General features: G+C 67.9%; 12 protein-coding genes. 4 read left to right on the forward strand and 8 right to left on the reverse strand.

Annotated features, from left to right (window positions below):
- Window positions 1-2 precede the first annotated feature (2 nt).
- Together ABNQ40_RS05115 and ABNQ40_RS05120 are read left to right on the forward strand one after the other, a co-directional pair.
- Window positions 3-596: a DUF2478 domain-containing protein gene (locus ABNQ40_RS05115; protein ID WP_247879484.1), complete on the forward strand. Its 594-nt coding sequence runs from the start codon at window positions 3-5 to the stop codon at window positions 594-596.
- A gap of 228 nt (window positions 597-824) precedes the next feature.
- Window positions 825-1,433: a nitrogen fixation protein NifQ gene (locus tag ABNQ40_RS05120; RefSeq protein WP_391345667.1), complete on the forward strand. Its 609-nt coding sequence runs from the start codon at window positions 825-827 to the stop codon at window positions 1,431-1,433.
- A gap of 413 nt (window positions 1,434-1,846) precedes the next feature.
- Here ABNQ40_RS05120 and ABNQ40_RS05125 read toward each other — a convergent pair whose 3' ends face one another.
- The gene (locus tag ABNQ40_RS05125) at window positions 1,847-2,095 is read right to left on the reverse strand and encodes a hypothetical protein (protein ID WP_391345669.1); all 249 of its coding nucleotides are present in this window, start codon (window positions 2,093-2,095) and stop codon (window positions 1,847-1,849) included.
- Between the two features lie 440 nt (window positions 2,096-2,535).
- Here ABNQ40_RS05125 and ABNQ40_RS05130 point away from each other — a divergent pair, with 440 nt between their 5' ends.
- The gene (locus ABNQ40_RS05130; protein ID WP_391345670.1) at window positions 2,536-4,590 is read left to right on the forward strand and encodes a sulfatase-like hydrolase/transferase; all 2,055 of its coding nucleotides are present in this window, start codon (window positions 2,536-2,538) and stop codon (window positions 4,588-4,590) included.
- Between the two features lie 61 nt (window positions 4,591-4,651).
- Here ABNQ40_RS05130 and ABNQ40_RS05135 read toward each other — a convergent pair whose 3' ends face one another.
- The 7 genes from ABNQ40_RS05135 to katG form a co-directional block, all read right to left on the reverse strand.
- The gene (locus ABNQ40_RS05135; RefSeq protein WP_391345671.1) at window positions 4,652-4,837 is read right to left on the reverse strand and encodes a hypothetical protein; all 186 of its coding nucleotides are present in this window, start codon (window positions 4,835-4,837) and stop codon (window positions 4,652-4,654) included.
- Window positions 4,834-5,979: a PepSY-associated TM helix domain-containing protein gene (locus ABNQ40_RS05140; RefSeq protein WP_391345672.1), complete on the reverse strand. Its 1,146-nt coding sequence runs from the start codon at window positions 5,977-5,979 to the stop codon at window positions 4,834-4,836. Before ABNQ40_RS05140 ends, ABNQ40_RS05135 begins: the two co-directional genes overlap by 4 nt.
- 50 nt (window positions 5,980-6,029) lie before the next feature.
- Entirely contained in the window at window positions 6,030-8,489 is a 2,460-nt protein-coding gene (locus ABNQ40_RS05145) for a TonB-dependent siderophore receptor (protein WP_391345674.1), read from the reverse strand.
- A gap of 180 nt (window positions 8,490-8,669) precedes the next feature.
- Complete coding sequence (locus ABNQ40_RS05150; RefSeq protein WP_109490654.1) at window positions 8,670-9,713, reverse strand: FecR family protein; 1,044 nt, start codon at window positions 9,711-9,713, stop codon at window positions 8,670-8,672.
- Window positions 9,714-9,812: 99 nt separating this feature from the next.
- Window positions 9,813-10,337, reverse strand: coding sequence for an RNA polymerase sigma factor (locus ABNQ40_RS05155; protein ID WP_109047443.1), 525 nt, complete (start codon window positions 10,335-10,337; stop codon window positions 9,813-9,815).
- Between the two features lie 337 nt (window positions 10,338-10,674).
- Window positions 10,675-10,881, reverse strand: a complete 207-nt coding sequence (locus ABNQ40_RS05160; RefSeq protein ID WP_109490655.1) for a hypothetical protein — start codon at window positions 10,879-10,881, stop codon at window positions 10,675-10,677.
- Window positions 10,882-10,995: 114 nt separating this feature from the next.
- On the reverse strand, window positions 10,996-13,224 hold the full coding sequence (gene katG / locus ABNQ40_RS05165; RefSeq protein ID WP_109047445.1) for a catalase/peroxidase HPI: 2,229 nt from the start codon (window positions 13,222-13,224) through the stop codon (window positions 10,996-10,998).
- A gap of 123 nt (window positions 13,225-13,347) precedes the next feature.
- On the opposite strand from katG, the gene ABNQ40_RS05170 reads away from it, so the two are divergent.
- Window positions 13,348-14,244, forward strand: a complete 897-nt coding sequence (locus ABNQ40_RS05170) for a hydrogen peroxide-inducible genes activator (RefSeq protein WP_109047446.1) — start codon at window positions 13,348-13,350, stop codon at window positions 14,242-14,244.
- The last annotated feature ends 15 nt before the right edge of the window (window positions 14,245-14,259 follow it).

Here is a 14,259-nt window from a genome sequence, read left to right on the forward strand (position 1 = left end):
CCGTGCCCCGCCCCCTCCACGAACATCCGTCCCTCGCTCGCATGCCTCCGGTCCGGCCTCCGTTCGACGACCGCTCGGACGTCGCGGCGGTCGTCTATGGCGGCACGGACGACCCCGACAGGCTGCTCTCCGGTTTCCTGCTCGACCTCCAGACGCAGGGTATCGACGCGGTGGGGATCGTGCAGGTCCGCCGGGAGGCACCGGTGGAGGGGCGGGCGGCGCACGGCTTCCGCCTGCTTTCCGGCCAGGGCAGCCCCTCTCCCGATGAGGATCCCGGCGGCGAGGCGCTGGCCGACATCGGACGGCGGCTGGCGGTCCTGGTCGAAGGGCGGCCTGACATCGTTGTGCTGAACCGCTTCGGCTGGCAGGAACTCAACGGCTCCGGCCTGCTCGACGTGCTGCAACTCGCGATGCTGCGCGAGCTGCCGGCGGTCATCGCGGTGCCCGAGGCGCTGTTCCCCCACTGGCTCGAGCTTGCCAATGGGCTGACCGTCAGGCTGCCCTGCGACCGTGCCGCGCTGGACCGCTGGTGGGTGTCGCTGTGGCGGGCACAGCCGGGCGGACGTCCTCCGACGGCGTGCGAGCGCGACAAGTAACCGAGCTCCCTTCCACGCCATCATCGTCAGACAGCAAGGGTCCGGCCCCTCACGCGCCGGGCGGTGCGCCCGACCCGAGAGCATCCCCTTGGCACGAGCGGTCATCGGTCGCTAGATACGGATGACCATGACCGATGAGAGGCGGGTGTGACGGACTCTGCGGCTTACCATCGCCTGATGGCGTGTTCGGTATCCGGCGACTTTGCCGATACGCAGGATCTCGGGCGCATGCTGCTGCGCCGTTGCAGTGACGCGTCGGCATCCTACCCATGCGCGTTGGGGCTGCCCCCGGACAGCCTGGGCGCCCTGGTCAGGACCGTCTTCCCGGAGGCGGCCGCCAGCTGGACGCCGGGGCACTGCTTTTCCCGGCACGTCCATCGTCTGGCCGACGCGGAAGCGGAGCATCGCCACGCCTGTGCCGTCCCCATGGACATCGCCGCGCCGAAGATCCTGCGGGCGGAGATCCTGCGGCCAGAGATCCTGCGGTCGAAGCGCGAGGAGGAGGACTTCCTCGGTCTGCTGTTGCGCAACCGCAGCACGGATCAGCCGATTGCCGCGGCCTTCGCCGTCATCATCGCGCGCGCCTGCGTGGAAAACGATCATCTCTGGCGCTCCCTCGGGCTGGTGGGGCGCAACTCCCTGGCGGATCTGCTTCTGCGCCATTTCCATCCGCTGGCGTCCGCCAACACCCGCAAGCTGCGCTGGAAACGCTTCTTCTACGAGCGGCTCCTCGCCGAAGGCCGGCCCACCGACCGGCCAACCGTCTGCGATGCCTGCGCCCATCATTCCGATTGCTATGGCGACATCGTCCCCACAAGGCCACACGGACCACAGTGACCGGAATTGGTGGTGCAGCGATAACCTGCGTCCTGGGACCGAGTCCTGTGCCCGACTCCTGTGATGGAAGACCGGCCGGGCAGCATGGAGCGGCGCTGAAAGCGCCCCCCGCGTGACCGCACACCCTGTCTAGGTGACGGATCATCCTGCTTCTAAGGCAGAGAGCCTCTTAACAGAGTGGCCGCAGACGATATATCCGTACAGATATATCGTCTGCGGCTAGCAGGTGGGGTCCGCAGGGGGCTGCCGCATCGGTGAGAGGGAAACGGCTACCATTGGGGGCGAGATGCATAATTCCTGTCTGTATATTACGTTTACGATTGGGGCGCTGAGTGCTGGCGAGGTGTTTGCGGCCGATGCCGCCAACGATCCAGCTGTCAATGCCGGGGCCGGCGTCTTCACGCTCGGCCAGATCAACGTGTCGGCCCAGGAGGCCGGCCAGCCGTCTCGTCCAGCGCAGCGTCGCGTGACGGTTTCCAGACCACTTGCAGGTCGGTGCCGGGATTGGCGCGCTCGAACGCCTGCTCATAGCGTTGGACCAGTTCATCCGGGTAGCTGGTCATCACGACGACCCGGTCCTCCAACGCCCAGCCCGCTCCGGAACCGAACATGAGAATGGTGCCGAGCAGCGGCGCGGCGATCCTGCGGAAGAGTGGGAGCATGCCTCGGCAGCCTCAAACAGTTATATTCTGAAAGATATAACGATAACCCTATACCTGTCAGGCTCTCGCGGCAACCACGGCCATGCAGCAGGAACGCCGCCATGAGGCGCTGCGACCTGCCGGGAGCAGGCCTGCCGCCACAGGCGCGCGGTGTGCTATGGCAAAGCCGATTTCCTGCATTGCAACAATGACGTCAAAAGATAGGAGGTGATATTTAAGGAAAACGCATGCGTCTGTATGAATAAAGTTTACAGCTCTTAAGTGAAGTTTGCCGCAGATACCGTTTGACGCTCTGAATATTATCAAACTACCCTTAAGGGGTAAACGGAGAAGACTGGAGTCACTCCAGCTTCCTCAACGGAAATTCATTCCTTTTCCGAAGACCGATTGCCCATTGACGTTGCTTTTCCCCGATATGGATCGCAAAGGATAATACTGCCATGACCGAGACCGCCAACCGGCCGCAGCGCAACGGCGCGCAGCCCAACATCCTGCTGATCTCCGTCGATCAATACCGCTACCCGCGCTTCTCCTATGGCCCCAAGGGCGGGCTGGCGGAACCGCTGAAGCGGATCCTGGGCTTCCGGGGCGAGGCGGATGTGGGCGAGAACGACTATGCGCGCTTCTTTCCCGGCCTGACCCGGCTGCGCAGGAACGCGGTGGCGCTGCACAACCACACCATCGCGTCCAGCGCCTGCACCCCCAGCCGTGCGGTGATGTTCACCGGCCAGTACGGCAACCGCACCGGTGTGACCCAGACCGACGGCATGTTCAAGGACGGCAACGCGGCGCGCTTCCCGTGGCTGGAGGCCGACGGCCATCCCACCATGGGCCATTGGATGCAGGCCATCGGCTATTCCTCGCATTATTTCGGCAAATGGCATGTCAGCAACCCGGCCGGCCATTCGCTCCAGCGCTACGGCTTCTCCGACTGGGAGCTGTCCTATCCCGAGCCCCATGGGGCGGCGATCAACAACCTGGGCCTCTACCGCGATGCCGGTTTCGCCGACAACGCCTGCCTGTTCCTGCGCCGCCGCGGGCTGGCGCTGCCCTACAATTACGGGGTTTCGGCGGACGAGGCGCGGCCCGGTTCCAACACCCCCGCCACCGATGCGGCAGAGCGCCCGTGGTTCGCGGTGGTGTCCTTCACCAACCCCCACGACATCGCGACATACCCCACGGTGATTTCGCAGGCCCTGCCGCCGACCGATGGAAGCACGGCGAAGACCCAGCCGGTGTTCGGCCCGCTCGATGTGCCCCTCCAGGGGCAGTCGTCGTACCCGCCGACCGAGGGCACCATGGCGATGCCGCTCAACCCGCAGGGCTTCCCGCAGGATTGCGCTGGTCGGATTCCGACCTGGAACGAGGATTTGTCGACCAAGCCGTCCTGTCAGTTCGACGCCGCCTACAAGATCGGTCTCGCTTTGTCGGCCAAGGCGAGCCATGGCGCCGTCAGCGCCGCCGGGGACGCGGCCGGGTCCGCCGACTGGGAGGCCGCGGTGGCGATGGCGCTGAAATTCACCATCCCGTTCCAGCTCTCCGAGGATCCGGAGGGGTACAGCATCCAGCTGCTGCAATTCTATGCCTGGCTGCATTCCCAGGTCGATCCGCAGATCAACCGCGTGCTCCAGGCCCTGGAGGATTCGGGCCAGGCCGACAACACCATCGTGATCTTCGTGGCCGACCATGGCGAGCTGGGTGCCGCCCACAACATGATGCTGGAGAAGTGGCACGTCGCCTATGAGGAGGCCGTGCATGTGCCGATGGTGGTGCGGTTCCCGGCCTCGATGGGCGGCGACGGGACCTCGCTGAGGCATGTGGAGGCCGTGACCAGCCATGCCGACCTCGTGCCCACCGTGCTGGGCCTGACCGGCGTCGGCCGGAGGGCCCTGGACAAGGCGGCGGACGAGCTGGCCAAGCGCCACACCATGGCGCCGTTGCCGGGCGTCGACCTGACCCCGGTGCTGAAGGCCCCCGGCACGCCGGTGACCTACCCCAACGGCCAGCCGCGCGAAGGCGTGCTGTTCATGACCGACGACGAGGTGACCCAGCCGTCCGAGGGCGGCCGGATCGCCGAGCCCGACTATTATGGCGCCTACGAGGTGTATTGCCGGACCGTCGAGGCGGTGCGCAGCGGCGACTTCAAGGTCAAGCCGGTGCCGGAGCTGTCCCCCGGCCCGGTGCGCCAGCCCAACCACATCCGCTGCGTGCGCACCGGCAGCGCCAAGTTGGCCCGCTATTTCGACCCGGCGAACCCGCTTCTGCTGGAATGGGAGATGTACGACCTGAACCGGGACCCGAACGAGGAAACCAACCTCGTGCAGGTGACCGGGCAGGCCCCGACGGCGCGCACCGACTTGGACAACCTGCCCGGCTGGTACGACGCGGCGGCGGTCCAGGCCGAAGCCGACCGCCTCGCCGCCCTGCTGGCGGATGTGGAGCGGCGGGCGGGGCTGGAGCCGTTCGTTCCGGCCGAACAGCCGGTGCCGGCGTAACGGGGATGCGGGGGCCTGGGAAACCAGGGCCCCCGCTTGCTGCCGAATTCGGGAGGAGCCGTCAGCGCTCGCGGTTCCGCCAGGACCGAGTGGCGGCCAGCACGGGCACCGACAGCGCCGCCCAGGACAGGGCGTCCACCAGCCCGTCGTCCAGCAAGGCGGTGACCAGCCCGGCGGCGGTCACGAGTGCGATCGCGGCTGGAATGCCGAAGATCGCCAGCAGGGGGAGGGGCGCGCGCGGCTTCATTCCCCGGCCTCCCCGACGGCGCTGCGCAGGGCGGGAGCGGCGGCGTGGTCCTGCGCGGTGCGGCGGCGGGCGAACCAGAGATAGAGGCCGCTGCCGAGGATGACGATGGTCAGCACATCCAGCACCGCCCACAGGATCTTCATCGGCAGCCCGCCGTAATCGCCGAAATGCAGCGGCTGCGACAGCCGCAGCGCCAGCATGTACCAGGGCATGGAGCGCATGTCGGTGAAGGCCCCGGTCTCGGCATCGATCAGGGCGGGGGTCAGGATGCGGTTGGTGGCCGGCGTGGCTCCCTTCAGCCAGACCGCGTAATGGTGGTTGCTGGAAAAGCGCACGCCGGGGAAGGCGATGAATTGCGGGCGCATGCCGGGGGCCGCCTCCATCGCGGTGCGGACGGCGGCATCGACGGAGGCGAAACGCTCCGGGACCGGTTTGCCCGCGTAGGGGGCGATCATCGCCGCCAGCTCGTTGGAACGCCAGTAGGCGACCAGCGGCACCGACAGGGTGTTGATGACGCCGGTCAGCCCGACCACGACCACCCACATCAGCGTGACGATGCCCAGCATGTTGTGCAGGTCGAGCCATTTCAGCCGCCTGCTGCGCCCGGCCCGCACGGTGCCGAAGGACAGCTTGCGCATGAAGGGAGCGTAGATCACCACGCCCGACAGGGTGGCGACGAACAGCAGGAAGCCCATGAAGCCGAGGAACAGCTCGCCGGGCAGGCCGGCGAACATGTCCACATGCAGGCGCAGCATCACATGCATGAAGCCCTTGTCGTCGTTCAGGTCGGCCAGGATGCGCGTGCTGCGCAGGTCGATGGCGGAGATGTGCATCTGCGCCACCGGCGGGCGGGCCCCCGGACCGGTGGTGACGTTCACCACCGGCCGGTCCTCGTCGAAGCTGAGGAACAGCGGGCGCTCGCCGGGGTATGTGGCCAGTGCCGTGGCCACCGCCTCGTCCAGCGACTTCAGCGGCGTTTCGGCCGGCATCGGCGGCAGGGTGTGTTCCGCCGTCAGCGCCTCGATCTCGTCATGGAAGATCAGCGGCAGGCCGGTCAGGCACAGCAGCAGCATGAAGACCGTGCAGATCAGGCTGGTCCATTTGTGGATCAGCGTCCAGACCCGGATGGTTCGGTTGGTCATCGCAAGCTCCTCATGCCGCCGTCAGGAGGCCACCGGCCAGAAAACCGCCTTTAGAAATCGACCGAGACGGACAGCTTGGCCGTCAGCGGGGCGCCCTGGCTCAGGTAGCCGCCATAGGCCGACGCCCAGTAGGCCTTGTCGGTCACGTTCTCCACCGCCGCGCGGATGGTGACCGGACGGTTCTGGACGTCGGCGATCATCCGCGCGCCGACGTCGAAGCGGGTCCAGCTCGGGATCTTCAGCGTGTTGGCGGTGTTGAGATACTGTGACCCGGTGTGGATCACGCGGCCGGTCAGCGTCACGGTGGGGAAGGAGGCGGGAAGGAAGGGCAGGTCCCATTCGACGTTGGCGTTGAACTGGTGGCGCGGCACGCCGACGGCGTCCTTGCCCTCGGTCGCGGCGTTGCCGGTGTCCGTCAGTTCCGGATCGATGAAGGTGGCGCCGCCCAGCAGGCGCAGGCCCTGCACCGGCTCGCCATACAGCATCAGCTCGATGCCGCGGTTGCGCTGTTCGCCGGACACGCTGTAGAGGCGGGTGAAGGCGTCGGTGACGCCGCTGGGCTGGGTGGTCTGGAACAGCGACAGCGAGCCGCCGAAGCTGCCGAAATCGAGCTTGCCGCCGACCTCGTACTGGACGGAGCGGTAGGGCTCGAAGATCTCTCCGGCATTGGCCGCGGTGGACGGGGCGGTCGGACCCTGCGCCAGCCCTTCGATCCGGTTGGCGTAGAGCGACAATTCCTTCAGCGGCTTCACCACCAGCCCGACCACCGGCGTCAGCGCCGACTGGTCGTAATCGGAGGTGCGGGCGCCGTTGGCCCGGTTGTAGCCGCGGACCTGGATGTTCTGCTGGCGCAGGCCGGCGGTGAGCATCACCCGGTCGTCCAGGATCGACAGCGTGTCCGAGGCGTAGAGGCTGCGCAGCACCGACTCGCTGACCTTCGGCAGGTCGCCCGTCATGCCGCTGGCCGAGGTCGTCGCCGAACGCGGCATCCCGACCATGCGGTAGAGGTTGATGGCGGTGGTGGTGCCGAATTCGAAGCCGTTGTTGTTGGTGGTTCGCAGGGCGGAGGCGCCGGCATTCAGCTGGTGCCGGACCGGGCCGGTGTGCAGGTCGGCCCGGACGCCGGCCTGGCCGGTGCTGGTGAAATCCTCGCGCGGGACGGTCAGGCGCCTGACCGTGCCGGTGCCGTCGGGACGGGTGACGGTGGGGGAGCCGTAGTCGCCGTCCTCGCGCATGCTGCGCAGGCCGAAGGCGCCATAGGCGGTCAGGTTGGGCAGGATGTCGTATTCGGCGCGGACCTGTCCGAAGGTGTCGCGCATCTGCGAATAGGTCCAGGGCTGCGCGTAGTTCTGCGAGGCCGACGGCACGGGCGGCACGAAGCTGCCGAAATAGACCACCGGGCGGCCCTGCTCCACCCGCTGGGTCTGGGTGCCGACGTCGAGCGTCACGCGTGCGCGCTCGCCGCGGTAGTCCAGCGCCAGGGAGCCGAGCTTCAGCGTCCGCTTCTCGTCGTCGACGGCGGTGTCGCCGCCGCGGACCGCGGCGTTGACGCGCACGCCGAACTGGTTGGCGTCGCCGAAGCGGCGGCCGACATCGGCGGACAGGCCGAGCCGGCTGTCCATCGCATAGCTGGCGGTCAGGCGGGTCAGCGGTTCGTCCTCCGCCCGCTTGGGCACGAGGTTCACGCCGCCGCCGATGCCGGAGCCGCTGGGGGCCGCCCCGTTCAGGAAGGCGTTGGCGCCCTTCAGGACCTCCACCCGTTCGAACATGTTGGTGGCGACGATCTGGCGCGGCGCCGTGCCGTAGAGGCCGTCGACCGACAAATCCTCGCCCGCCAGCTGGAAGCCGCGGATGACGAAGCTCTCCGCGAAATTGCCGTAGCCGAGGCTGCTGCGCACCGCCGGGTCGTTGGCCAGCACGTCGGCGATCGTCTCCGCCTGCTGGTTGCGGATGGTCTCGGCGGTGTAGCCGGTGACGGAGAACGGAACGTCCATCGCGTCCTGGTTGCCGAGCGCGCCGATGCGCCCGCCGCGCGCCACTTGTCCGCCGGCAAAGGCCGGGGGCAGGGCGCCGGGACCGGTTGCGGTCCGGTTGCCTTCGATCTGCACCGGATCGAGCTGGACGGCGCCGCCGGCCGCCACGCGTTCGACCGTGACGGTTTCGGTGTTGAGGAAGCGGGCGACCAGCCCGGTGCCGGACAGCAGGCGGTTCAGCCCCTCGCGCGCGGTCATCGCCCCGCTGACGCCGGGGGAGGCGACGCCCTGGGTCACGGCGCCGGGGGTCAGCACCTGGATGCGGGTGGCGGCGGAGAAGGCGGCGAGCGCCCCGTCGACCGACTGCGGCGCGATGGCGAAGCTGACGGCGCTTGCCGGGTTTGTCTGCGCCATTGCCGCGGGAACGCCGGGCAGCAGGAGCCCCGGTGCGATCAGCACCGTCGTCGCCAGCAGCTGCCCAAGGAACAGGCGGTCGAACAAACCGCTGCGGACGCTGCCCCGACATCCACCCTTCACGCCAAACTTCGCCCCAAACTTCGCCAATGCCATCGCTCGCCTCTGATATCCGGTGAGAGACCGCGCCGCATTCTGCGACTGCGTCTCATTCTCTTCTTTCCCGGACATGACGATGGGACGGCGGAGATCCCTGGGAGGTTTTTTAGGCTTCCCGATTTTTTTTCAGGCCTGCCGAATTTTTTAGCGGAGCAGGGTCAGGTAGGGGGTGATGCGGGTGGCGTGCACGCCGAGGCCGCGTTCCAGCGCATCGAACACGGCATCGGGCCGGTCGAGTGCGAAGACGCCGGAGACCACGCGCTCCGCCGCCTCGTCGTTCAGCAGCACCACTCGGCCCGGCCATTGCCCGTTCAGCGCGGCGATGACGGAGGCCAGCGACTGCTGGCGGAAGACGATCTGCCCCTGGCGCCATGCGAAGGCGACGGCGGGATCGGCCGCCCGCGGCCCGCTCAGGCCGAGCGGACCGGCCTCCGCGCTTTCGCCGGGATGCAGGCGGACGCTGTCGGGCCAGGGGGCGTGGCTGTCGGTGCCGGGATGGGCGGAGACCTCGACCAGCCCTTCGCCGACGGTGACGGTCGTGCGCCCGTCCTCGCGCCGGACGCTGAACTGGGTGCCCAGCACGCGGGCGGCGCCGGCCCCGCCATCGACGACGAAGGGATGGTCGGGGGCGCGGGTGACGTGGAACCACGCCTCCCCGCGCAGGATGCGGACGCGCCTCTCGCCGTCCCGGAAATCGAGCGCGAGTGCGGTGCCGCCGTTCATGTCGGCCGTCGAGCCGTCCGGCAAGGTCAAGGTCCGGCGCTGTCCGGCCGGGGTCACCTGATCGGCGACGGCATTCTGGTAGAGCGTCGGCCCACGCCAGACGCCGAGCCCGCCGACCGCCAGCAGGACCGCCATCGCCGCGGCGAAGCGCCGGACACCGGCCGCCGCCGGGCGGCGGGACGGCGCGCTGTGGGACCCGGCATAGGCAGCACGGGCCGGCTCCTTCAGGTCGTGCAGCAGGGTTTGCAGGCCGGTCCAGGCATCGGCATGGGCCGGGCTGCGGGCCAGCCATTCGGCGAAGGCGGCACGCTCCGCCGGGGTGTGATCGTCGGATTGCAGGCGGAAGAACCACGCGTTGGCTTCGGAAAACAGCCGGTCCCCATCGGATCCGGTGCCATCGGATCCGGTGTCCGCCGTTTCGTTTTCTGCCGGCCCCCTGCGCTGGTCGTCCCGATGATCCGTCACGTCTTGCCGCAAGCTCCTGTTTGCCTCGTGTAGTGGAAGACGACCCGCGGAGGCCGATCCCTCAAAGAAAATGACCGGTCGGGACGCGAACCCCGCCGGTCAGCGCAGCGGGCGCCGCCTCATGTGGGCGCGGCATTGTTCCAGCGCCGTGCGCAGATGGTACTCCACGGTGCGCGGCGAGATGCCCAGCCGCTCGCCAATGGCGCGGTAGGGCAGCCCTTCGACATGGTAGAGCAGGAACACCTCGCGGGTTTTGGGGGGCAGGGCATCGATGGCGCCGCGCAGCCGGGCCATGGTCTGGGTCCGCTCGACCACCGCGTCGGCGGCGGGGCCTGTGGCCGGCAGATCATCGTCGGGCGGGCCGGCCTCGCGCAGGCGCTGGCGCCGGGCGGCCCGGCAATGGTCCAGCGCGATGCGGTCGGCCACCACATAGAGCAGGCCCGCCGGATTCTGGACCGCCTCGCCGTCGGGCAGGCGGGCCAGCCGCAGGAAGGCGTCCTGCGCCAGATCGCCCGCCGTCTGCGGATCGCCGGTCCGCCGCGCGATGGCACGCTCCACCCGCAGCCGATGTGCATCGAACAGCTCCGCGATCTTGCGCGCCCATGTGCCGACGGTGCCCGTCATCGGGCGCGCCGGGGCTGGAGGTCGGCGGGGAGGGGAGGGCGGAAAGTGTCGGTCACGGATGCGCGGGTTGCCGGGTGCAGGGGAGCCGGCAGTGCTGGGGCCATCGCCCGGAACGCCGGTCACACCGGTATAGCCGCACCGAGCTTAGAATGCGAACCATTCTTATTATCGGAAACCGTCCCGCCTGCCCGGACCGGGCGTTGTCACGGGGCCGGTGGCGGAGTGCCGCTGCCGCTCAGAGTCTGTCTGGTGCTTATTGAAGCACCAGACAGATTCTGAGCTTTTGGTTTTCCGTGTGATCCACGCTTCAAGCGATTCCGCTTGAAACGATCACACTCTATGGAGATGGCTTGCCGTCGAGGCGGTCCAGGATCTCCTGCGCCTGGGCGAACAGGGAGTCGCGGGCGGCGCACAGCCGTTCGAGGGCCGTCTTCGACTGGGTGATCGTCCATCGCGCGTGGTAGATCTGCCGGTCGAGAGCATCGATGTCCCTCTCGATGAAGATCAGCCACTCGCGGTCGGTCTGTGTCTGGCGGTCGCTCATGATCGAGCCTCCCATTTCCCTCATCGGTCCGCCCATGAAGTTGACCTGCGGAGTTGACCTGTGGAGGCGCCCCGCTTTCAGGGGCCGGGCGCCTCCCGGTGAAGTCCGTCCGAGTCAGTGGGACGGTCTGGCCAGATCGAAGCGGTCCGCGTTCATGATCTTGGTCCAGGCGGCGACGAAGTCCTTCGCGAACTTCTCGTGCGCGTCACGGCAGCCATAGACCTCCGCGACCGCGCGGAGCTGCGAATGCGCCCCGAAGATCAGGTCGACGCGGGTCGCCGTCCATTTCGGCTGTCCCGTCCTGCGGTCCCGCCCTTCGTAGATGCCGTCCGCATTCGGCGGCTGCCACTCCGTGCCCATGTCGAGCAGGTTGACGAAGAAGTCGTTGGTCAGCGTCCCCGGCCGGCCGGTGAAAACGCCATGTCTGGCGCCGCCGGCATTGGCGCCGAGAACGCGCAGACCCCCGACGAGAACCGTCATCTCCGGGCCGGTCAGCCGCAGCAATGCCGCCCGGTCCACCAGCGCCTCTTCCGGGATCATGAACTGCTGCCTGCCGCCGTTGACATAGTTGCGGAAGCCGTCGGCGCGCGGTTCGAGTGGGGCGAAGGACTCGACGTCGGTCTGTTCCTGCGATGCGTCCATGCGGCCGGGCGAGAACGGCACCTGCAGGGTCAGGCCGGCATCCTGGGCCGCCTTTTCGATGGCCGTACCGCCGGCTAGCACGATCAGGTCGGCAAGCGAGATTTTCCTGCCGCCGCCGGCCGCCGCGTTGAAGTCCTTCTGAATGGCTTCCAGTGTTTGCAGCACGGTCTGCAACTGTGCCGGCTCGTTGACCTCCCAATCCTTCTGCGGGGCGAGGCGGATGCGCGCGCCGTTGGCGCCGCCGCGCTTGTCGGAGCCACGGAAGGTGGACGCCGACGCCCAGGCGACCGAAACCAGCTGCGGGACAGAGAGGCCGGACGAGAGAATCCGGGTCTTGAGAGCGGCGACGTCGGCATCCTCCACCAGGGGATGATCGAGCGGCGGGACCGGGTCCTGCCAGATCAGCGTCTCCTTCGGGACGAGCGGGCCGAGATAGCGGACGACCGGCCCCATGTCGCGGTGGGTCAGCTTGAACCACGCGCGGGCGAAGGCGTCGGCGAACTGGTCCGGATTCTCGTGGAAGCGCCGCGAGATCTTCTCATAGGCCGGGTCGAAGCGCAGCGACAGGTCGGTCGTCAGCATGGTGGGCAGGCGCTTCGCGGAGCCGGCGGCGGGGCCGGGGATCGACGGCTCGGCGTCCTTCGCCTGCCATTGCCACGCACCGGCCGGGCTCTTGGTCAGCTCCCATTCGAATTTGAACAGGTTGTCGAAGAAGTGGTTGCTCCACCGCGTCGGGGTCTGGGACCAGATCACTTCCGGGCCGCCGGTGATGGCGTCGGCGCCGAACCCGGTGCCGTGCTTGCTCTTCCAGCCCACACCCTGATCCTCCAGCGCCCCGGCTTCGGGTTCGGGGCCGAGGAAGGATGGATCGCCCGCGCCATGCGTCTTGCCGAAGGTGTGGCCGCCGGCGATCAGCGCCACGGTCTCCTCGTCGTTCATGGCCATGCGGCGGAAGGTCTCGCGGATGTCGTGGGCCGCCGCCGCCGGGTCGGGATTGCCGTTCGGCCCCTCCGGATTGACGTAAATGAGACCCATCTGCACCGCGCCCAGCGGATCGGCGAGCTGGCGTTCGCCGCTGTAGCGCTCGTCGCCGAGCCAGCTGCCCTCCGGCCCCCAGAAAAGCTCCTCCGGCTCCCAGGCGTCCACGCGGCCGCCGGCAAAGCCGAAGGTCTTGAAGCCCATCGATTCCAGGGCGACGTTGCCGGCCAGAACCATCAGGTCGGCCCAGGAAAGCTTGCGGCCGTATTTCTGCTTGACCGGCCACAGGAGGCGGCGCGCCTTGTCGAGGTTGGCGTTGTCCGGCCAGGAATTGAGCGGTGCGAACCGTTGCTGGCCGGTGCCGGCGCCGCCGCGGCCGTCGGTGATGCGGTAGGTGCCGGCGCTGTGCCAGGCCATGCGGATCATCAGGCCGCCATAATGACCGAAGTCGGCAGGCCACCAGTCCTGCGAGTCCGTCATCACGGCATGCAAATCCTTGATGACCGCGTCGAGGTCGAGGGACTGAAATTCCCTGGCGTAATCGAAATCCTTGCCCATCGGATCGGACAGGGCCGAATTCCGGTGAAGCATCTCGATATCGAGCGCATTGGGCCACCAGTCGCGGTTTCTGTGGCCCCGGCCTCCCCCGGCTTTTCGTCCGCTTCCCCCGCCTCCCCCGCTGAACGGGCACTTGCCCGCGCTCTCGTCGGTCTTCGCGTCCATCGGTTCCTCCTGCTTCGCTTAGGGATTCGCGTGGCGGCACTGAATGCTCTGTGGATAAAACTGTATGGTTAACGCACGATCAGGTAAAATGGTCTTTGGTGATTGCTGCGATAAGGCAAGCTTATGATTCCCGGCTCGGTCACCCTCCGGCAGCTTCGCTATTTCGACGCGCTGGCGCAGCACGCCCATTTCGGACGCGCGGCGGCGGCCTGCGCCGTTTCGCAGCCCGCCCTGTCGATGCAGATCAAGGAACTGGAGGAGGCACTGGGGGCGGCACTGGTCGAGCGGGGCGGCAGGAGCATCCGGTTGACCGCCTTCGGGCAGGAGGCATCCCTGCGCGTCCGCGACATCCTGCGGTCGGTCGATCAACTGGGGGAGCTTGCCCTGCTTTCGCGCAACCGGATCAGCGGCCGGCTGCGCATCGGCATGATCCCCACCATCGCCCCTTATCTGCTGCCGGCCGTGATCGGGGCGATCACGCGGGAGCACCCGCATGTCGAGATCGAGGTGCGCGAGGCGACGACCTCGAAACTGATCGAAGAACTTGCGGAGGGGCGGCTCGATACCGCGATCGTCGCCCTGCCGGTGTTCGAGCCGTCACTGACCGAGGTGGCGCTGTTCACCGAGGATTTCCTGCTGGTCCGTCCGGCCGACGATGCGGGAAAACCGGTGCCCACCGGGGAAATGCTGCGGGAAATGCGGCTTCTGCTGCTTGAGGAAGGGCACTGCTTCCGCAATCAGGCCCTGTCCTTCTGCAACATGCCGTCCTCCACGCCACGCAAGGCGCTGGAGGCCAACTCCTTCTCCACACTGGTCCAGATGGTCAGGGCCGGTATGGGGGTGACGCTGATCCCGGAGATGGCCGTGGCCGTGGAGACCGGTTCGGGCGCGGTCTCCGTCGTCCGCTTCAAGGATCCCCAGCCCTCCCGGACCATCGGCATGGTCTGGCGCAGGACAAGTCCGCTGGCCGGCCAGTTCCTGAAACTGACGGAGCTGCTCGGCCGGCCGGCGGAGTCATGATCGGGCTTCGGCGAA

The sequence above is a fragment of the Azospirillum sp. A23 genome, from assembly GCF_042938965.1.
In the GTDB taxonomy this organism is placed as follows: Bacteria; Pseudomonadota; Alphaproteobacteria; order Azospirillales; family Azospirillaceae; genus Azospirillum; species Azospirillum melinis.